The sequence below is a fragment of the Vibrio pectenicida genome (genome assembly GCA_024347015.1).
Classification (GTDB): Bacteria; Pseudomonadota; Gammaproteobacteria; order Enterobacterales; family Vibrionaceae; genus Vibrio; species Vibrio pectenicida.
Genome location: AP024889.1, coordinates 865,639 through 887,126, shown reverse-complemented (window position 1 = coordinate 887,126; position 21,488 = coordinate 865,639). Strand labels below are relative to the sequence as shown.

Sequence of the window (21,488 nt, the reverse complement as noted above, 5' to 3'; positions counted from 1 at the left end):
CAAATTGGGTAAGTGCTAGGGTGTCAGTATGATGAACGTAAGTGAATCCACGTAAGGCGCGTTATACGATGAAGCAGCGGAAGTGGTTTGTACGCTGTGGCCAAAAAGGCAATGAGAGCCGGAAAGAAGTTGGACAGTACTCTTTCGTGATCGATGTGCTCTCCGCACTATAGTGGGCATCTAACCTGATATTTTGCGCGACATACGGAACAGGGTAAGCCTGTATATCTCCCTTTCGGGAAAGCAGCCTGCGAAGACTGCCGATAGGTGTGCAGGTAAAGGAGGTTAGAAAAAGCAAATGCCGCTTTGTAATGAAGTGGATACAGGTTTATATCTGGCGCGAAAGCGAGCTGACTTCTAACTGGTCTCCCGTTGCAAGATGATTTGAAGAACTTTATTTAAGGAGAAACGCAAATGGTAGCTTCATTAGAAGTTAGTGCCTCTCCTAACAGCATTCAATGGCAATCCATCGATTGGAAAGTTGTCGAGTTGCACGTATTAAAGCTTCAAATGCGCATTGCAAAAGCAACCCGAGAGGGAAAACACAGTAAAGCAAGAGCTTTGCAGTGGATCTTAACACACTCAAGATCAGCTAAATTACTGGCTGTGAAGCGAGTGTCCCAAAACAAAGGCAGTAACACGCCCGGAATAGATGGCGTCATCTGGAATACAGATGCTCGTCGAATGACCGCAGTAGATCAATTGAATCGTAAAGGTTATCGAGCCAAACCACTCAGACGCATCTACATCCCGAAAAAGAACGGCAAACTCAGACCTCTAGGCATTCCATGCATGATAGATAGAGCGCAACAGGCGCTGTATTTACTTGCATTGGAGCCGATATCGGAAACGATAGCTGATCCTAACAGCTACGGTTTTCGTCCGAATCGCAGCACTGCTGACGCTATAGCACAATGCTTTAAATGCTTGTGTCTTAAGCGCTCAGGTAAATGGGTTTTGGAGGGGGATATTAAAGCTTGTTTCGACAAAATCGGGCATGAATGGCTAATTGAAAATGTTCAAATAGACAAACGAATGCTAAAGCAGTGGCTAGGCTCAGGCTATATTGATAAAGGTTTGTTTTACCGAACATCGGAGGGAACTCCGCAAGGCGGAATTATCTCTCCAACACTTATGTTACTGACACTTGCGGGCTTAGAAAAGCTTGTTAAGGAAGTAGCCAAGAGATCGGGAGAACGAGTTAACTTCATCGGTTATGCGGATGATTTTATAATAACCGGATCATCAAAAGATGTTCTTATCAATGAAATCAAACCTCGGTTAATTGGTTTTCTAAAAGAAAGAGGGTTGGCACTCTCTGAAGAGAAAACACACCTTACTCATATAGATGATGGCTTTGATTTTCTAGGTTTTAACCTCAGGAAATACAAAGGTAAGTTGCTCATCAAACCGAGTAAAACTAACGTTCTCTCTCTCTTGGGAAACTTGCGTGAACTCATCAAGAAGCACGCAACAATGCCAGTCAATGATCTTATCAGACTATTGAATCCTAAACTGAAAGGTTGGGCGAATTATTATCGTCACTGCGTTGCAAAACGAACTTTCGGCTATCTCGGTCATCAAATCTTCTGGCTCTTGTGGCGATGGGCGGTTAGACGTCATCCTACCAAGCCAAAAGACTGGGTAAGGCGCAAATACTACATGAATAGAAGTGGTGGTTGGCAATTTCATGGCTGGCAGAAAATCGCGAACATGGACTGTCATTACAACTTGGTTCAAATAGCGAAAACGCCGATTAAAAGACATGTGAAGATCCGAAGTGCGGCTACACCGTTCGAGCCTCAATACCAAGATTACTTGGCAAAGAGGAAACCGAAAAAGGAAAGTCGTCACTCATGGTTGAATCCCGCTTTAACTGCTATCTAGGTTGCTGGGTAACGTAATACGCCTTAGTGGAGGCTTGAGCCGTATGCAGTGAAAGTTGCACGTACGGTTCTTAGGAGGGCGGCACTTGGTAACAGGTGTCGCCTATCCGACAAAAGTGAGTTTGGTGACAAGTTTATTGATTGTGATCACCAAGCGCTCCCATCATAATGACTATCAACTTCAACTAATAGCAACACCTTAGTTTTTATGACAAGTTTGCGCTTGGAAAAGCGCCAAAATCAGCCCGATTTACAAAAAATCATGACAACTGCTATAATTGAGGTTCAAAAAGAGAAATTATTAACCTAACCCACTGTTAAAGATAAAATTTATCAATAATCGTCAAATTTTTTGTCTCATGAAATTTCCAAGGGTACATGGTCATGGGTAAAATCTATGACGGACTACACCGCATTAGCTTCCTTATTAACGAGGAAGGCATGATTGAGCATGTATTTAATAAGTTTAAAACCAAAGATCACCATGAGGTGGTATTGGACTATCTAAACAGCAAGTAATACCCACCTTACTAAAACAGCCAGTCACTATCGCTGGCTGTTTGGGAGCATAAATCAAGGCCTAAGAGTCCAGCAACTACTTACTAAACTCTGGAATAATATGCTGGCCATATTGGGCGATGATATTCTCTTCGTCACCGTTATCTAAATAGATGTTAAACTGAGTCACACCCACTTCTTCAAGCTGCTTGATTTTAGCGATATGATCGTCTGGACTGCCGAGCACAGAGAAGCTTTCGATGATCTCATCTGAGATAAATTCCAGATACGGATTATCGCTTTGCCCATGCTTGGAGTAATCATAACCTTTGCGTTTCTCGATATAGTCAGTCAGGCTCGTAGGCACTAAACCTGAATCACTGCCATACTTTTCAACAATATCAGCAACATGGTTTCCTACCATGGCTGGGAACCAACGGGTTTTATCCAAACATTCTTGCTTGTCGCCAAAATAGGCTGGAGCCGCGGCTTGCACTTTAAAGTTACTCATGTCCTTGCCAGATTTTTTCCCAGCTTCAAGCGCTTGGTCGGTAAACCATTTCACCAAACTTGGTTCAGCAAGCTGCAAAATCAAACCATCACCATGTTCACCAGCTGTTGCGAGCGCTTTGGGTCCATAAGCTGCAATCCATACCGGAAGATCGTAGCCTACTGCCCAAGGGAATTTCACCTCTGAGGCGCAGTCATCATAGGACACTGGTTCTTCACCTTTAACCATGGCTTTGACTTTATGAGTAAACTCAGTCAAACGAGCCAAAGGCGCTGGTTTTTTACCCATAACACGCATAGATGAATCGCCACGTCCCAAACCAAGATCAAAACGGCCCTCACTTTGCAATGCTAAGCTGCCGTATAGACTTGCCGCTAGAGACCAATCTCGAATATTTGGATTGGTCACACATGGACCAAAACGCATGGTTTTGGTGTGCTCCATACACATAGCCATTGCGACAAAAGATTCGCGCCAAAGGATGTGTGAGTCATAGAACCAGCAGTAAGTAAAACCCGCTTCTTCTGCCTGACGTACCAGATTTCTTGCTCTATTTGGGCTCACAAAGCCTTTAAAGGTAATTCCAAATTCCATTTTTGTTTCCTTACGTAATATATTTAGTGAGCAGGCGGCGCAATTGTGACGCCAGCGTGAGTAAAGGGCACTTCTTTCGAGATATTGAGCCTGATGAGTATTGGAGTCAGCGCTTCGATACAGCGTGCGCTTTCAGCAAGGCCAGCGTTGTATGCCTTTACACCCAATTTTTCTATCAGAGTCATTACCGATTTTTTGGCATCTAACTGATTGCCACACACCAGCACGTCACAATTGATCGGCTGCTCGATATTATTCAGCGTGACCGCAGATACATTGTGAAGAGCGCCCACTACCGCAATGTCATCACCCAATAGAGCCTGCGCAGCTTCGGTTGCTGAACCTTCTGGTGGCATTACCACCGCTTTTGGATTTTTCGGCGCAAGAGGGACAACAATATCAATCAAGATTTTGCCACTCAGAAGATGTTTAAGATCTGCTAGCGTCGCATCATGCGCTGAATAAGGTACAGATAGAATAATCATCTCATCCGCAGCTGTTGCAGCAGCTAAATTTTCTATGCCTTCAATTGTTGCGCTTCCCTCAGGTAAAGCAGCACTCAACTCTACCGCTACCTCTGCTGCTCGTTCACTATCACGCGAACCAATCACAACAGGAACACCTGCTATTGCAAAGCGTAGAGCCAAACCTTTCCCTTGTGGACCTGTGCCACCTAAAATTGCTATCTTGCTAGTTTCATTCATCGGAATAAATCCTCCTTAATGGGTCTTAAGATCTGCTTGGCTGAGCTGTCGCTTGTTCGCCAGTTCAACCCGCGAAAAATTATCACTGGGCACTTGTCACTTTTGCCCATTAAAAGGCCTGATGCGGCAGCCAATTCATCGGCAAAAGCAGGTGCCGTTACCTTAAGCTCTCGCCCCCAAGCATCATCGTCACCGCACATCTGTTGAATGGCTGGCACTCGCGCCAGTCCAATCGCTACGTTAGTTTGGCCAAGACGCCATGGTCGGCCGAAAGTATCACTGATGACAATGCCAAGACGACAACCAAAATGAGCTTCTAGTCGCTCACATAGCTGCATAGCGCTGCGGTCTGGGTTTTCGGGCAAGGTAATCAACTGCCCTGCGCTGTCAGTATTGGACTCATCGACAGCAGCATTGGCACAGACAAACCCCAATTTGTGCTCAGCAATCAAGATGCCCTCATCCTGCTCTGCACGTTTTATGCTACGAACAATACGCGCTGACTGATCGAGTATTACCTGCACTTTACGCGGATCCTTGTTCACTTTTTCAGCCAATTCGATTGCCTGATCACTAGCAGACATAGTCTCGATATCAACCACAGCACCTTCCGTTTTTGACACCACTTTATGTGCTACCACCAAGATATCTCCATGTTGCAGATATTCCCCCTGAGCAGACAACGCATCTATTAAATGCTGGACTAGATCCATACCAGGTTTAAAATCCGGTAAGCCAGACAGGCTAAACATCTGCATCTTATTAACAGCGAGCGCGTTAGCGGACTCTGCGGTTACTGAACTATTCATAGCAGTACTCCTTGTGGTGATAGTCAGGAAAGGCTTGGATTAAATCATCTGGCACATCGATATCTTGACTAAGATCTGGAAGGTTGAGCACCTCGACCCTAAGTTGATTAGCGTGTGCTTGCTGTACATGAGCAAGAGCTGATTGGCGACCATAGTGAAATTCAATAGCATTAGGTGGCGTAGTAATAAGAGCATTGGTCCCTGAGTCCTTGGCTCTTGCTATCACAACCTGACTGCCTGCTTTGGTAGCCTGTAGCAGAACATCGATTTCACGAGCATTCAGTCTGGCAATATCTGCTGGGATAACCATCTGAAACTGATAACCAGACTCAAGACTCCAGCGAGTGGCTGCCTCAATCGCTGCATTTAAGCCTTTGGGTTGCTTTTCAATCAGAGCATTGGCGCCAAAATGTGAGGCTATATCGGCAATTTTGGCTGAGTTTGTCACCACCAAGCAATTAACCTGCGGGTAGTGCTGGGAAAAAAATTGCAACGTTTGCCGGTAAAGGTTTAACACAAGTGCCTCACGCTGAGCCATGTTAAGCACACCCATTAAACGTTGTTTAGCAGAACTTGGTGCCTTGATTGGAATGACAATATTCAGCTTATCCAGCATCAACTTACCTTTTTTAGTGGTAGCTTAATGATCTGGTCCACGATACTTGTCATTACAGCAATTTTCTCAGCCTCATTACGCATCCAGATATTTTGAATCACTACCTGCACCCCCATAGCTTCAATATCAAGTGCATACTGTTCATCTACAGGATCAATGACTAGCACATCAATCAGCTCACAATAATAAGTCGCAATACCAAGGACATTTGGGCTATAGCCGAGTGATTGCATTAACTTGACTGCTGGTCCTTTAATCGCTTGACTACCAATTAGAGGAGAGATGGCAACAATCGGTTTTGAAAGCGATTGTATTTGAGTACGAATATCTCCGATCGACAAGATAGAGCCGATACTAAGCAGTGGATTACTCGGAGCAATCAGCACTAGATCCGCACAGCTCAAAGCTTCAATAGACTCAGGTGTTGCACTCGCTTTATCACACTCTAAATAACGAATTTCATCTACTCTCGCTTGGCAACGAAGGCGAACAAAGTAATCCTGAAAACTAAGCCATTGCCCCCCTGACTTGAGCTTGGTTTGCACTATGTCATCAGTTGGCAGCAATATAGGAATATTTATTCCGTTTGCTCGCGCGATCTGCTCTACTATTTTTTGCGCTCGAACACCCAAGCGGCGCTGCTCAGTGCGAAAAATATGGGTAGCAAAATCCATATCGCCCAGTTGCATCCAAGTATCCACGCCTAATTGTTTAAGGCCGCTCAGAACTTTTTGTTTGTCTCCGGCTAGTCCCCAGCCTTGGTTACGATCAATTCGCTCTGATAATGTGTAGATAAGAGTATCGATATCGGGGGATACCCACAAACCATGGAACTGTTGGTCATCACCAACATTACCTATGATTTTGAGGCCATCTGCATAACAACTCTTGACTAACCCCTCGGCAGCTTTCGCTCCACCGACACCGCCAGCAAGTAAGGTAATGCTCAAACCACTCATAGCGATGCCTCAAAGCGCGCGATCTCTTGAGATGGCAAGATAAGTTGTCCTTGTTGCTGATTGCTGGTTTGCAGTGGGTACTCCTGTAACGAGTGGTACAAGGTTGAACGCTGAAAAGCATTCAGGCCGGCCTTGTGAATAAAACGCACCATATCTTGTGGCTGAATTTCTTGACCATGTTCGCCGCCCGCCGCACGCGAGATACTTTCATTCATTAGGGTACCACCAAGATCATTGGCTCCCGAGCGCAACATCTGTATAGCCACATCTGAACCCATCTTGACCCAAGAAGCCTGAATATTATTGATTTGTCCTTGCAGCATCAGCCTTGCTACCGCATGCATTTTAAAATGCTCACTTCGAGTCGGCCCTGGCCGCACCTGTCCCGGATTATCATTGTAGAGTTTGGTTTTATAATGCACGAAACCAAGCGGAACAAACTCAGTAAAACCGCCTGTTTCTTTCTGGGTATTACGCAATAATTCAAGATGATTGGCCCAATGATATGGCTGATCTATATGCCCATACATAATGGTTGAAGTCGTTTTAATGCCAACCTCATGGGCAGCCTTAACTATGCTGATCCAATCTTCAGTACTGAGCTTGTTTTTAGTCAATTGCTGACGAATTTCAACATCCAAAATCTCAGCAGCTGTACCTGGCATTGTGTCCAAACCACATAGTTTGAGATCTTGTAGAAATTCTTTGTATCCCATCTTGGCACGACGTGCACCGTACCAAATTTCAAAAGGTGAAAAGGCGTGAATATGCATTTGGGGTAAGCGATTTTTTATCGCTAAAAGTAAATTACGGTAAAAGTCAGCGCTTATTTGTGGATGTAATCCGCCTTGAATACAAACTTCTGTCGCTCCGCGATCCCAAGCTTGCTGGGCTCTATCAGCAACCTCTTCAAGTGAAATGAACTCTGCATCTTTATGCTTTATAGGCTTAGCAAAATTACAGAACTTACAACCCATGTAGCAAACGTTGGTAAAGTTGATATTACGGGTGATAACAAAGCTGGCCTTATCACCACACAAGTTCTGACGAACTTTATCTGCTACATCAAGCAGAGCCTGCTGATCCTGACCTTTGGCATTAAACAGACTTGTGGCTTGCTTAGAGGAAATTTCTTTGCCATCAAGTGCCTGCTTTAAAGTATCTCTAATTTCTGAGTTCAAACGACTATACGGGATCTGGGTTACTTGTGGCTGTTCGCTCCGTGACAACATCATTATCTCCTTAACTGTGCAACTTAATTAGCGTGGCTCTGTATCATGGCAAAACCATCATCTGCAGCCTGTGAACGTATTCTTGAGTGAAGCAAACTTTCTACTGTTGTTTGAGCTGATAACTGATACTCAGGATATACGGTTAGGCGCTCGATTAATTGGTATCCAGCCGCTTGGCAATGTTCCGCTAAACGCTCTATCTGCGGCCACGCTCGCTCAGGATTAATAAAGTCTTTAGTTAATGGTGAGATCCCGCCCCAATCATTAATACCAGCACGAAGATAGTCCTGATAATCTTGTTCTAAATTAGGTGGAGCTTGCAAACTGATTGAGGGTGAGAGTATCAATCTAGCAACAGCAAGTGTGCGTAACATATCAATCTTGGAAGGTTCAGAAGCATCAGCCATTGCCGTTCCAGCTTTAGCGCGAAAGTTTTGGATAATGACTTCTTGGATGTGGCCATGCCTTTCATGCAATTGTTCGATAACTAGCAGACTCTCAATTCTGTCTTGCCAAGACTCTCCTATCCCTATCAATAGCCCTGTGGTAAACGGAATACCTAACTCACCCGCAGCTTCTAAAGTATCGATGCGACGCTGAGGTGTTTTATCTGGGCAACCATAATGCGCACCACCTTTTTTTGTTAAGGCTGGGCTTAAACTTTCTAGCATCATGCCCATAGATCCAGCGACAGGTTTTAGGATGGCTAATTCTTGGTAAGAAAGTGCACCCGCATTGATATGGGGCACCAGCAAACTTTTCTCCAAAACAAGTTCAGACATCGCCTTGAGATAACCAACTGTCGTACTGTGTCCTTGAGCTGCTAATAAATCTCTCGCGAGTCTGTGCCGTTTCTCAGGTTGCTCACCTAAACTGAAAAGCGCCTCCTTACACCCCATACGCTGACCTTGCAGTACGGTGGTAAGAACTTGTTCAGGGCTCATCAACTGCGCCTCTCCCGACTGAGGGGTTTTGACAAAAGTGCAATAGCTACATGTATCACGACACATATTAGTCAGCGGAATAAACACCTTACGAGAGTAGGACACTTGCTGACCCCAATGACTATCACGTACTTTACCTGCTTGCTGACAGAGCCTGCCCAGAGGCTCATCGGTGGCGTCACCCATCTGCATCGCTACATCCTTGCTCAGCATATTTCCTCCATGATTATTCGTTACACCTAGCTTTAAAAAATAAGATTTGATCAGGGCATAAAATTCGCACATTTTTTATACGCTGGTACAACTAACACTCTTTTTACCAAATGGCAAAAAAAATACATGGATGTTTTCTGGTTGTGTAATCTCAGTCTAAGTTGGAAGCGAAAATAATTAAAAGTTCATTAATTACAGAGGCTTAATGACAATGTAGTCTATGAGTATTTTACAAAACAGTAAGTGAGTGGATTTTTTATTGACTACAAATAAGTCATTAAGGGGAGAATGCCCCTTAAATAGTCAGGGGTCATTTGGAAGCTAAGATACCATTTAGAACCATATCGGTGAGAAATTTAGCCGCAAGATCAAAATCTGGCTGCTCAAGTTTTTGCTTATCCAGCACCAACTCAATCTGAGTAGCGAAGTCAGCATAAGTTTGTGTCATAGCCCATATAGCAATGAACAAATGATCAGGCTCAGTCCTACGTAACCGACCTTCATCCACCCAGCCTTCGACCAATTTAATATTACGGTTAAATAACGGCTCTAAATGGACTTTAAGGTAATCACGAATTATAGGTGCACCAGAAATAATCTCTTGAGCAAATACTTTTGAAGCATCGGGATTGTCGTGAGAAAGCTGTAACTTACCACGAATATATTGTTCAATAAGTTGTTCTGGGGTCGCATTTTTCTGCTCAGCAAACACCATTCGCTCTAGCCAAGTGTCAACTATGTTCTGTAATACTGTTCTATATAATAAGTCTTTTGATGAAAAATAATACAGTAGATTCTGCTTGGACATACCGCTCTGCTGGGCAATTCGCTCCATGGTGGCCCCTTTATAGCCAAACTCAGCAAACACTCCCTCTGCGGCTCGCTGTATATTGGCTTGCGTAGCGACCCGAGCAGAAGACAACTTGGTCTCTTTCGAAGTTTTGGGTGCTAACTGAAAAGACGTACTGATCATAATAACTAGCCTTAGATATATTGTTGCTGAGCATCATCTGCCATAGTTTTGGTACGCGTAAGCGCATCAAGAAACTCTTGCACAATCCTAGTCGGTTTAGGTGATTTTCGATGAATTGCTGTAAATTGACAATAATATGAGAACCTTGGATTATTTATTCTAACCATTTTTTCCTGTGACACCATAATAGCGGCAAAATGTTCGGGGAGAAATCCAATATACTGCCCAGATTGAATAAGCATAGTGATCCCCTCTTGATTACTTGCAGTAGCGCTCTTGTGTAATTTAAGTGCTCGACCGATCTCCATATTGGGGCTGCTAAAACTTAACCCAGCGTATTTCTGCTCCATCACTTCTTCATCACTCACCAACCTTCGTACATGAAATAAGTAATGACCTTTACCACAGTACATATACATCTGCTCACCAAACAAGGGTAAATACTCAAGACTAGCCGAGCGACGGTGCGGTGGAACAATCCCAAGGTGATACTTTCCTTCCAATACACCTTTTTCAATCTCATTCACGGGCAACACATGGATATCAATTGCTACCTCTGGAGCCCTTACTACATAATCTGCAATCGCCTGATCAACCTTGCACTTGGAATTGGTCACCATAGTATCAAACATCGCAATGATCAGATGGCCCTTCAAACTATGGTGCAGACCATTTATCTCGTGACGAAATTCATCGATAGAAAACAGTAGACGCTGCGCCGACTCGTAAATGTGCAATCCTTCGCTGGTGAGAGAAAAACCAGATCGCCCCCTATGGCAAAGAACTAACCCCAAACGTTGCTCCAAGTCTTTCAAATGACGACTGATAGTTGAACGGCCAATATTAAGCTCCATCTCGGCTGCGCTTAGACCACCACTGTCGACAACAGCCATAAACACTCGCAGCAAGCGAATATCCAAATCAGATAACTGCCCTAATAACGCTTTCATTGTTTCATCATCCCGCATGTTTAGTTCGATTATTTGGTATTTATCAAACCAAATCTCGTGCTTAAAGTAAAAGCAAGTCCATGTTTTTTCCATAGAAAATGGAAAATAATCAAAGGAGAATCAAAGCAGATGGACACAAAGCGGATAGAAACGGGGATGCAAGCCTACTGGATGCCATATACTGCAAACCGTCGATTTAAAGCCGAACCACGAATCATCACAGGTGCTCAAGGTGCCTATTACATCGATGATAAAGGACGCAAGATATTTGACGGCCTTTCTGGTCTATGGACATGTGGAGCAGGCCATAATCGTACAGAAATCGCCAATGCTGTAGAGAAGCAGTTGCTTGAACTCGACTATGCACCGGCATTCCAATATGGTCACCCTAAAGCCTTTGAGTTAGCAGAGCGTTTAGCCACATTGGCACCTGAAGATATCAACAAAGTCTTTTTTGTCAATTCGGGCTCAGAAGCCTCTGATACGGCGACTAAGATTGCACGAGCCTATTGGCGCCAGCAAGGGCAGCCAACCAAAACTCGAATTATTGGTCGTATCAAAGGCTATCATGGTGCAAGTTGGGGAGGCATAAGTTGGGGAGGCATCAATGGCAATCGCAAACTGTGGGGCCAAGCGATGGAAGCAGACCACCTCGCCCATACTTTGCAACCTGATATGGCTTTCACTCAGGGGATGCCACCTAAAGGTGCTGAGATGGCAGATGAATTATTAGAGCTTATAGCTTTGCACGATTCGTCAAATATCGCAGCCGTTATCATTGAACCTTTTTCCGGCTCTGCAGGCGTGATAGTTCCACCAGAAGGCTACTTACAACGCCTGCGCGCCATCTGTGAACAACATAATATTCTGCTGATCTTCGATGAAGTGATCACTGGCTTTGGCCGTACAGGAAATTACTTTGGAGCCCAAACCTTTGGTGTTACACCAGACATGATTTGTATTGCTAAACAGATCACCAACGGCGCTATACCTATGGGAGCAGTGTTAGCTAAGCAAGGGATTTACGATGCCTTTATGCATGCAGGAGGCCCGGATCACAATATTGAGTTACCCCACGGCTATACATACTCTGGCCACCCTGTGGCCTGTGCTTGTGCATTAGCGACCCTAGATATATTGGAAAAAGAGCAGCTTATCCCACAAGTCGCCGAACTAGCCCCTGTATTTGAAAAGTCGATCCACAGCCTTAGAGGTAGCAAACATATCTTGGATATTCGCAACTTTGGTTTTGCTGCTGGGCTCACGGTCGCACCACGTGACGGAGACGCTACCATTAGACCGGTGGAGATCGCCACCACTTTATGGCAGCAAGGGTTTTATGTCCGCTATGGCGGTGACACCATCCAACTAGGACTACCCTTCATCACCCAAGAACATGAAATAGATCGCCTTATCAACGCAATGGGCGATGCCTTCGAGCAAACAGATTAAACCCAGTGAGGAAGTAAACATGTTAGAACATATTGGTCATCTGATTAATGGTGAGATCCACACAGATAATAGCCAAGCACAGGCAATATTTAACCCCGCAACTGGTGAGCCGTGTGCCCAAGTCAGTATGGCATCAAAAGAAACGGTCGCCATGGCGATAAGCGCAGCCAAACAGGCCTATCCTACTTGGCGAAATACGCCACCAGCGGTACGGGCTCAAGTGATGTATCGCTTTAAACAACTACTTGAACAACACCAAGACACCATCTGCAACCTTATCTCCCGTGAGCATGGAAAAGTACTAAGTGACGCTAAAGGTGAACTAGCACGTGGAATTGAGAACGTAGAGTTTGCTTGCGGTATGCCAGAGCTGCTCAAAGGTGAGCACAGCCGTAATGTGGGACGTGATATTGATGCTTGGAATGAATTTCAGCCCTTAGGCGTCGTTGCAGGCATCACACCATTTAACTTTCCGGCCATGGTACCACTGTGGATGTGGCCAAGTGCAATAATGTGTGGCAACACCTTTGTACTCAAGCCTTCCGAGCGTGACCCATCTTGCGTTGTTTATATTGCTCAATTAGCTGAAGAGGCAGGGCTGCCACCAGGGGTTCTCAACGTGGTAAATGGTGGCGCTGATGTCGTTAACCAACTCATCGACGATGATGCTATCCAAGCTATCAGCTTTGTTGGTTCTACTCCAATCGCAGAAGCTATATACAATCGCGCTGCTGAAAAAGGCAAACGCTGTCAGGCTCTCGGTGGAGCAAAAAACCACGCCGTTATCATGCCAGATGCTGATCTAGATAATGTAACTAGCGCACTCATGGGAGCTGCATATGGTTCATGCGGCCAGCGCTGTATGGCAATCTCAGTGGCGGTTGCAATCGGTGACAAAGTCGCTGATGCACTGATCAACAAACTGAAACCACAGGTTGAAGCGCTCAAAGTGGGTCCGGGGAGCGATAATAGTAATGAGATGGGACCACTTATTACAGCAGCTCAAAAAGATAAAGTAGCCGCTTATGTTACGCAAGCAGTAGAGCAAGGCGCTGAAGTCATAGTCGATGGCCGTAACCTAGTGGTCCCTAATTTTGAGTCAGGTTTCTTCTTTGGTGGCACCTTGTTCGACAAAGTGACACCTGAAATGACTATTTATCAACAAGAAGTATTTGGACCAGTACTCATAGTAGTCAGAGTGAACTCTTTGGAAGAAGCCGTGGCACTTATCAACCAACATGAATATGGAAATGGAACCTGCATATTTACACGAGATGGTGAAGCAAGTCGTTACTTCTCAGACCAAGTCATGGTCGGTATGGTTGGTATAAATGTCCCGCTACCAGTCCCCGTGTCTTACCATAGTTTCGGTGGTTGGAAACGCTCACTGTTTGGCGATCTACATGCTTATGGCCCTGACTCAGTGCGTTTTTACACTAGGCGTAAAGCTATCAGCCAAAGATGGCCATCTGGTGGTGTGAAAGATGGAACCTTATTTTCATTCCCAAGTTTATAGCTTGTAACGGTATCAAATTTTCAAACTTGATCCTGGCGTTAGTCACATTGCTTACGCCAGGTTCAGATTAGTCAATTTTCTATTTGATCAATCCAGCGCCTGTCCTCACCTATGCTACCTATGCAGACCTTCAGGCAATATCAAAACCAGCATTTCAGCTGATAAAAATCGAGTAAAAGGAGTTTTTATGAACGATTTACGCATTAATGGCGATAGACTATGGCAAAGCCTGATGGAAATGGCACAGTTTGGCCTAACAGAAAAAGGGGGATGTGCTCGCCTCGCAGCCACAGAACTGGATGGCAAAGCCAGAGATCTATTTGTCGATTGGTGCAAAAAATGTGGCTGCACTATTAGTATCGACAAAATGGGTAATATCTTTGCACGCCGCGAGGGCAAAGATAACTCACTACCAGCTGTGGCGACTGGTAGTCATTTAGATACCCAGCCGACAGGTGGTAAGTTTGATGGAGTATTTGGTGTACTAGCAGGTGTCGAAGTACTAAGGACTCTACATGAGAATAACATTCTCACCGCAGCGCCAATGGAGTTTACGGTTTGGACCAACGAAGAAGGTTCGCGCTTTCAACCCGCAATGCAAGGCTCTGGCGTTTATGTCGGCCGCTTTGATTTAGAAACCGAACTCAATAAAACCGATGTTGATGGCATTCGTCTAAAAGATGAGCTTGAAAAAATTGGTTATCTAGGAAAAGAAGAGCCAGGTAGTCGCCATATCGGGGCTTTTTTTGAAGCTCATATCGAGCAAGGACCTATCTTAGAAGATCAAGATAAAACCATCGGTGTAGTCCGTTTAGGTCAAGGGATCCGCTGGTACAATGTCACTATCAAAGGGCGTGAATCCCATTCCGGCACCACTCCTATGTACTTACGTAAAGACGCTATGGTCGCAAGCGCCAAAATCATTGCTGAAGTTGAGCAGTTAGCTCACCGCTATGAAAATGGCCTTGGTACCGTTGGCTTTATGCAAGTTTTTCCTAATTCTCGCAATGTTATCCCCGGTGAAATCACCTTCAGCGTCGATCTGCGTAATCCAAATGCTGATGTTCTTGCCAAAATGGACAAAGTCTTTACCGAATACTGCGCTGAAATTGAAAAAGAACGTGAAATCAAAATTGATATTGACCCATTCTGGTACTTTGCCCCAGTTGAGTTTAACGCCTCTGATGACGTTAAAGCTGCGGCAGAAAAACTCGGTTATTCAAACATGGATATCTATGCAGGAGCAGGTCATGACGCTTGTTATATGGCTGATCTCGTACCCACAGGTATGATCTTCACGCCCTGTGAGAACGGTATTAGTCATAATGAAATTGAAAACACTTCACCGCAGGAATGTGAGGCAGGCGCTAACGTTTTGTTGCACACAATGCTAGAGGCCAGTACGCGCATTGCAATGGAATCTGCAAACTCCGCACTGTGTGAAACCGAATAGTAACCCTCTGTTGTCAGACAACTTCTCAATTGGATGAGAAATTAATGAAGCAATCAAGCATGAAAAAGATCGGTGACTTCTACGAACTAGACGTTGCCAAAGACTTAATAGATAGTAAATATTACAATCAAGACTTAGCACCTACCAAAATATCAGAACGTACTTGGAGCAAGGTAAACATCGCCGCGCTTTGGGTTGGGATGGCCATCTGTGTTCCTACCTATACTTTGGGTAGTGTATTAACCACTTACTTCGGGCTATCGGTGCTGGAGGCACTCGTCACCATCTTACTCGCCAATACAATCGTACTGATACCACTGACACTAAACGCCTTTCCAGGCACCAAATACGGCATACCTTTCCCAATACTTCTTCGTTCGTCGTTTGGTACTCTGGGCTCCAACATACCATGTCTTATTCGTGGTCTAGTCGCTTGTGGCTGGTTTGGTATCCAAACTATGTTCGGCGGTTTAGCAATCCACCTGCTATTGTCTGAGTTATCAATCAACTGGGCAAATCTTGGCGGTATAGGTGAAGTAATTGGATTCTTTATCTTTTGGATACTGAATATCGGTATAGTGCTTAAGGGCTCTGATTCAATCAAGTGGCTCGAAACCCTATCTGCTCCACTACTGCTGGCAGTCGGTCTTGGTCTTATATTTTGGGCAAGTGACAAGGTCTCATATTCGGAAATCATCATGACCCCAGCAAACCGACCAGAAAGTGCTGGGCTTACTAGCTATTTCTTTGCTGGTCTTACTGCTATGGTCGGCTTCTGGGCAACCCTATCTTTGAACATCCCAGATTTTAGCCGCTACGCAAAATCGCAAAGAGATCAGATTATTGGACAAATCATTGGCTTGCCTTTGACCATGTTCTTCTTCGCAGCATTAGGGGTTGTTCTCACCTCCGCTTCTTATACCCTGTTTGGTGAAACTATTTCTGACCCTATAACGCTTATCAGTAAGATTGAGAGCCCATTTTGGGTGGTTGTCGCTATGGTGCTCATTATCATTGCCACCCTATCAACCAATACAGCTGCTAACGTAGTATCGCCAACCAATGACTTTCAAAATATCGCACCTAAACAGATCAACCATACTCGTGGCGTGCTGCTTACAGGACTAGTTGGCCTTGGCCTAATGAGTTGGGAGCTATTAAAAAAACTCAACTGGATCGAATCAGATGTTAGTGTCGAAGCTATGTACTCAAACTGGCTATTGGGTTATTCAAGCTTATTGGGACCAATCGCGGGAATCATGATCGTCGATTACTTCCTGATCAAAAAGCAAACCCTAGACATTCCCTCTCTCTACTCAGATCAAGAGCAAAGCCCTTCAATTAACTATGCTGGCTTTATCTCCTTCTTCATTCCCGTGACCTTTACCATCATCGCCATCACTTTTGACGTTTTGATTTGGTTCTATAACTACGGATGGTTCACCGGAGCCTTGTCTGGCGCAATCCTATACTACTTGACCTCTATAGCGATGGTGCGTCCAGTCGCTAGTGCTCAGCCTGAAAAGGCATAATTGAACAAAAGGTCAACGGAACTTTTACGTTGTTGACCCATTAAGAACAAGGAATAACTATGAATCTTTTAATCAAAGGGGGTGACGTCGTCACCCACGAGCAAACCTATTCAGCCGACATATTGTGTATTGATGGTAAAATAAGCCAAATAGGCCATGACCTAGATATTCCAACTGACACCGAAATTGTCGATGCCGGTGGCAAGCTGGTCATGCCGGGGGGAATCGACCCACATACGCATATGCAATTACCATTTATGGGTACGGTGGCCTCGGATGATTTTGCTTCTGGAACAGCCGCTGCATTAGCAGGGGGCACAACCACTATTATCGACTTTGTTATCCCCTCCCCCAATCAGTCTTTAATCGAAGCCTACAACCAATGGCAAGACTGGGCATCTCTATCACAATGTAATTACAGCTTCCATGTTGCGATTACATGGTGGGATGAATCAGTAAAAGCTGAAATGAAAACGCTAGTCGCAGAGCATGGAGTTAACAGTTTTAAACATTTTATGGCCTACAAGAACGCCATTATGGCCACCGATGATATTTTAGTATCTAGCTTTAGTAACTGCCTTGAGCTTGGTGCGGTGCCCACTGTGCACGCAGAAAATGGTGAACTCGTCTATCACCTGCAACAAAAGCTACTAGAAAAAGGCATTACAGGACCAGAAGCACACCCTCTTTCTCGCCCCCCAGCGGTCGAAGGGGAAGCAGCCAACCGTGCTATCAATATTGCTGGTACTCTAGGTGCCCCTATCTACTTAGTACACGTTTCGACAGAAGACGCTGTCGATGCCATAAAATATGCCAAAGACAATGGTCAAATTGTGTTTGGTGAATGCCTTGCTGGCCACTTAGTTATCGATGACAGTGTATATAAAAATCCTGATTGGAACTACTCGGCCGCACATGTTATGAGCCCACCATTTCGCCCTAAAAAACACCAAGATGCACTGTGGAAAGGACTACAAAGCAATACGATTCAAACAACAGCCACCGACCACTGTGCTTTCTGCGCTTCACAAAAAGCGATGGGGAAAGATAATTTCACCATGATTCCAAACGGTACAGCAGGCGTCGAAGAACGTATGATGGTTTTGTGGGACAAAGGGGTTAACCAAGGCAAATTGAGTCCAAACGAGTTTGTTGCTATCACCTCAACTAATGCGGCTAAGATATTTAATCTATACCCACGTAAAGGAGCAATCGATGTAGGTTCTGATGCTGACATCGTGATCTGGGATACCAACCAAGAAAAAACTTTTTCGGCAAAAGAGCATATGTCGAAAATCGACTTCAGTATTTTTGAAGGTATGAAGGTGCAAGGTAAGCCAGTAACGACAATTTGTAACGGTAAGATTGCTTGGGATAAAGGTGAACTAAAAACGGCGCCAGGGGATGGCCAATATGTCACTCGTCCTCCTTATGCTAGCTTCTATCAAAGCCAGCTAAAACGTAACGAGCGAGCAGAACCCGAGGCTGTAAAGCGATAATTTGAATTAGTGTGATTGCCAAGGGAATCTGTCAGTTTTGTAACCTAGATGTGACTAGTTCTGACAGGTTGCCCTAAATTGGTCCATGTCCATAACCTTGCTGGACCGGGGCGTAACACGAAATTGCCCCAAAATCATTTATACCTACAAATCAGCAGTAATCTCAGGGCGTACCTTTTCCCTAATAAAACTTATGCCGTATAGAAAGCTTTGTGTTTCACTCGGGGTTAATTAAATTGCATCTAGTTTCTTATGGGCGTAAGATATTCATGCTTTTGATAGGGGCAAACAAGTCGTTGATCAAAAGGAGCGTAACAGGTTGTCAAGTCCAATCGGCACGCCACCAAGGCAAGCTGAGCAGATAGACAGCAGAAACTGGAACAGGGTCTTCATAGATACCTCCACGATTATAGTTATAGCATAATCCATTTCTAACATGACGCGGCTAGAGTTTTCGGACTCATGGATGGTTGTTTTAACAACTTGGTTAAGCCGAGGTAAGGCGAGAGGAATTGCCGCAGTTCTAAGTCTGCCTCGGTTTTGCTAGAGAATAGTAATGTCATCGAATAAGCCTATTTGGTATCGAAGCCGTGGTTATCTGCATTTCGATCTACCAGTCAGTTTTAAGAAAGCTCAAAACCTCGTAACTAATCCTGATTTAGTTTCTAAACACGCATTTTTCCCTCTAATTAACTACGCTGTTGAGTCTAAGAAAATAAGCAAAAATAAAGAAACTCGAAAAATTGATGTTGCTGTAAAAGAGCGCCCTATTGCTTATTCTTCGCATGTGGACAGTCATATTTATGCATTTTATGCCAACCTTTTAAGTAAAAGGTACGAAGCTCAATTGAAAGCTTCGGATTTGACCGATTGCATTCTTGCTTTTAGGGGACTAGGTAAAAGTAATATTGATTTTGCATTTGAAGCATTTGAACAAATTAAAGCCATGGGTGAATGTAGTGCAGTAGCACTGGACTTTTCTAAATTCTTTGACACTTTAGACCATGCATTACTCAAGCAAAGTTGGGCTGGTTTATTAGGGGAGGACAAACTACCTTCTGATCACTTTAATGTCTTCAAATCAATTACTAAGTTCTCGCAAGTAAATAAAGTAGAGCTATATAAAGAATTTGGCATTTCGCCAAATAATCCTAAGAATGGTCGAAATCGAGTTTGTACTGCACGGGAGTTTCGAGATGTTGTTAGGAAGAAGAAGCTTATAAAAACAAATAAAGGCTCGTTTGGCATACCTCAAGGTTCACCAATTAGTGCATTATTATCAAATATATACATGATCAAATTTGATGCTGAGATGAAAAGATATACGAATATTCACGGTGGTAAATACTATCGCTACTGTGATGATATGCTATTCATTGTTCCTGCTCCCTTAAGAGATAAAGTCGCAGGCTATGCGCAAGAGCAAGTTAAAAAATTAAAGGTTTTAATTAACCCCAAGAAAACCGAGCTGAGAACTTTCAGTTATCAAAATGATGTCTTAGTTGCGGATCAAATGCTTCAGTATCTCGGGTTTATGTTTGATGGTGAAAATGTGTACATTCGTTCTTCTTCATTGGCCCGATACTCTGAAAAAATGAAGCGAGGAATTCGTTTAGCCAAAAAAACTATGGAAAAATACAATGTAGTTCGTGCGGCTAAAGGACTGCCTGAAAGAGAGTTATACAAGCGCAAACTGTACAGCCGTTATACTCATTTAGGTGGCAGAAACTTCGTTACGTATGGTTTGCGGGCGGCAAATAAGATGCAAAGTAAAACCATCAAGCGTCAACTAAAACCACTTTGGCGTAGGTTTCGTGATGAACTCGAAAGAGAAACATAGTAAATATGGATTAAGCTTATACTACACAATGGATTAGGTCGGGTTATAGGCATTGCTAAGCACTTAATACTGAAATGCTCATTGAATCCGATGTTTTCTTACCATACCTGTAGTTATTCATGAATTTCTGATTTAGTAAAGTTTATGACTTCCCTTCGGGCGCTGGAATCGCCAAAAAATGCGCTCGCCGTTAATAGCTGCGTTAAATGCCAAAGGAGGGCAATGGTGGGTAACAATGAAGACCTAGCAAGGATACTAATTAAATATCCATTGAATTTCTGCACAACGTGCTTCTTTGGTAACCCCAAACTGACTCAAGGAAAAGTAAATAATGGAACAGTCACATTATTGGAGTACAAAGGAGAAAAATACGGAATTACAAACCACCACGTTATAGACGAGTATCGTAAACGTCTAGCTGAAGACCCTGAAGTACACCTATATCTTGGTAATGCACGAATAGATCTAGACTCTGTGTTGTTTGATGAGGATGAAACTCTAGACGTATGTATCTTATATTTGCAGGGGTATACCGAGTCACAAATTGCAATGAACGGAGAAGTGCCTACAAAGTTCTTTCCTGTGGGTGAACGCCATCATGTGAGCAGGTTAGTTGTCGGTGATTTTGTTCTGTTCGGGGGATACCCAGGAGTGTGGAGGGTAAGGTTTTCCGAGTTGAATATTCAGTTTGATACATTGAGTTCAGGTGGTAGTGAGGTTGCCGATGTAACAGATATGAATATTCGATGTGAGTTGAAATTGGACCAGTGCACAACAATTTCCGAACATGGCCACGATTTTCCAGATAATTTAGGTGGATTAAGTGGGGGGCCGGTATTCCATCACTCGTTAACTGATATTGGTATATCAAAATTCGAATTCATTGGTGTCATTTATGAACATATACCTTTGTTCGATTCAGTCTTAATAAGACCTGCAAGCGTGCTAGATGAAAACATGTGGATAATTAGGTAGTAGTCATTTAACAAGAGATTATGGAAAGCATTAGTCTTGTTGAGAGGCTGGTTTGCCTTATCTAAGCTAATCCATGAAAATCTAAATTAGAGCAGCCGACAACTCACTTTTGTCCAAAAACGGCTTGTGTAAATTACTAACGATCAGGTATCAATAGGATCAAATCTGGCTCTTTTCTAGTCAAAATAGCCACCTATTGTTAGTTAAACCCTTTACTCATTCACATCCTGTTCTCCAATAAGTATTATGTTTTTTCACACCCAAAAAATACTCACTAGAACTGTTTTTATATACAGTTATCATTAATCTATTTAGAATGCGTCAGTTTTAGT

Annotated in this window: 17 protein-coding genes and 1 pseudogene; 9 read left to right on the top strand and 9 right to left on the bottom strand. The window is 43.8% G+C overall.

Translation table 11 applies throughout. The features are described from left to right. Nucleotides 1–414: 414 nt before the first annotated feature. Both ltrA and OCV27_RS04205 read left to right on the top strand, forming a co-directional pair. Nucleotides 415–1,887, top strand: coding sequence for a group II intron reverse transcriptase/maturase (gene ltrA, locus OCV27_RS04210; protein ID WP_125319429.1), 1,473 nt, complete (start codon nt 415–417; stop codon nt 1,885–1,887). Nucleotides 1,888–2,270: 383 nt separating this feature from the next. Continuing rightward, nucleotides 2,271–2,405: pseudogene (locus OCV27_RS04205) on the top strand (thioredoxin-dependent thiol peroxidase); the annotation flags it as partial. Between the two features lie 76 nt (nt 2,406–2,481). Here the strand turns inward: OCV27_RS04205 and OCV27_RS04200 are convergent. The 9 genes from OCV27_RS04200 to OCV27_RS04160 all read right to left on the bottom strand — a co-directional run bounded on the left by OCV27_RS04200 (nt 2,482) and on the right by OCV27_RS04160 (nt 10,889). Next, nucleotides 2,482–3,489: a TIGR03842 family LLM class F420-dependent oxidoreductase gene (locus OCV27_RS04200; RefSeq protein ID WP_125319427.1), complete on the bottom strand. Its 1,008-nt coding sequence runs from the start codon at nt 3,487–3,489 to the stop codon at nt 2,482–2,484. A 23-nt stretch (nt 3,490–3,512) separates the two neighbouring features. Continuing rightward, a complete protein-coding gene (gene npdG / locus OCV27_RS04195; RefSeq protein ID WP_125319426.1) occupies nt 3,513–4,193 on the bottom strand; it encodes an NADPH-dependent F420 reductase in 681 nt (226 codons plus the stop codon). Beyond that, entirely contained in the window at nt 4,190–5,002 is an 813-nt protein-coding gene (cofE, locus tag OCV27_RS04190; protein WP_125319425.1) for a coenzyme F420-0:L-glutamate ligase, read from the bottom strand. Before cofE ends, npdG begins: the two co-directional genes overlap by 4 nt. Then, nucleotides 4,995–5,618, bottom strand: a complete 624-nt coding sequence (gene cofC / locus OCV27_RS04185; RefSeq protein ID WP_125319424.1) for a 2-phospho-L-lactate guanylyltransferase — start codon at nt 5,616–5,618, stop codon at nt 4,995–4,997. Before cofC ends, cofE begins: the two co-directional genes overlap by 8 nt. Further along, nucleotides 5,618–6,577 carry a 2-phospho-L-lactate transferase CofD family protein gene (locus OCV27_RS04180; RefSeq protein WP_125319423.1) on the bottom strand — a complete coding sequence of 320 codons (960 nt, stop codon included), beginning with the start codon at nt 6,575–6,577 and terminating at the stop codon, nt 5,618–5,620. Before OCV27_RS04180 ends, cofC begins: the two co-directional genes overlap by 1 nt. After that, the gene (cofH, locus tag OCV27_RS04175) at nt 6,574–7,812 is read right to left on the bottom strand and encodes a 5-amino-6-(D-ribitylamino)uracil--L-tyrosine 4-hydroxyphenyl transferase CofH (protein WP_125319422.1); all 1,239 of its coding nucleotides are present in this window, start codon (nt 7,810–7,812) and stop codon (nt 6,574–6,576) included. Before cofH ends, OCV27_RS04180 begins: the two co-directional genes overlap by 4 nt. Nucleotides 7,813–7,832: 20 nt before the next feature. Next, nucleotides 7,833–8,966, bottom strand: a complete 1,134-nt coding sequence (gene cofG, locus OCV27_RS04170; protein WP_125319421.1) for a 7,8-didemethyl-8-hydroxy-5-deazariboflavin synthase CofG — start codon at nt 8,964–8,966, stop codon at nt 7,833–7,835. A gap of 310 nt (nt 8,967–9,276) precedes the next feature. Then, a complete protein-coding gene (locus OCV27_RS04165) occupies nt 9,277–9,939 on the bottom strand; it encodes a TetR family transcriptional regulator C-terminal domain-containing protein (protein ID WP_125319420.1) in 663 nt (220 codons plus the stop codon). A gap of 11 nt (nt 9,940–9,950) precedes the next feature. After that, on the bottom strand, nt 9,951–10,889 hold the full coding sequence (locus OCV27_RS04160) for a LysR family transcriptional regulator (RefSeq protein WP_125319419.1): 939 nt from the start codon (nt 10,887–10,889) through the stop codon (nt 9,951–9,953). A gap of 129 nt (nt 10,890–11,018) precedes the next feature. Between OCV27_RS04160 and aptA the strand changes: the two genes are divergently transcribed. The 7 genes from aptA to OCV27_RS04125 all read left to right on the top strand — a co-directional run bounded on the left by aptA (nt 11,019) and on the right by OCV27_RS04125 (nt 21,156). Then, complete coding sequence (aptA, locus tag OCV27_RS04155) at nt 11,019–12,341, top strand: omega-aminotransferase AptA (protein WP_125319418.1); 1,323 nt, start codon at nt 11,019–11,021, stop codon at nt 12,339–12,341. Between the two features lie 19 nt (nt 12,342–12,360). Then, on the top strand, nt 12,361–13,857 hold the full coding sequence (locus OCV27_RS04150) for a CoA-acylating methylmalonate-semialdehyde dehydrogenase (protein ID WP_125319417.1): 1,497 nt from the start codon (nt 12,361–12,363) through the stop codon (nt 13,855–13,857). Between the two features lie 187 nt (nt 13,858–14,044). After that, complete coding sequence (locus OCV27_RS04145) at nt 14,045–15,310, top strand: Zn-dependent hydrolase (protein WP_125319416.1); 1,266 nt, start codon at nt 14,045–14,047, stop codon at nt 15,308–15,310. A 44-nt stretch (nt 15,311–15,354) separates the two neighbouring features. Continuing rightward, nucleotides 15,355–16,842 carry an NCS1 family nucleobase:cation symporter-1 gene (locus OCV27_RS04140; RefSeq protein WP_125319415.1) on the top strand — a complete coding sequence of 496 codons (1,488 nt, stop codon included), beginning with the start codon at nt 15,355–15,357 and terminating at the stop codon, nt 16,840–16,842. Between the two features lie 59 nt (nt 16,843–16,901). Beyond that, nucleotides 16,902–18,341 (top strand): dihydropyrimidinase, encoded by a 1,440-nt coding sequence (gene hydA, locus OCV27_RS04135; protein ID WP_125319414.1) that lies wholly within the window; start codon nt 16,902–16,904, stop codon nt 18,339–18,341. 556 nt (nt 18,342–18,897) lie between these two features. Beyond that, on the top strand, nt 18,898–20,181 hold the full coding sequence (gene drt2 / locus OCV27_RS04130; protein ID WP_125319413.1) for an antiviral reverse transcriptase Drt2: 1,284 nt from the start codon (nt 18,898–18,900) through the stop codon (nt 20,179–20,181). A 222-nt stretch (nt 20,182–20,403) separates the two neighbouring features. After that, entirely contained in the window at nt 20,404–21,156 is a 753-nt protein-coding gene (locus tag OCV27_RS04125; RefSeq protein WP_125319412.1) for a hypothetical protein, read from the top strand. The last annotated feature ends 332 nt before the right edge of the window (nt 21,157–21,488 follow it).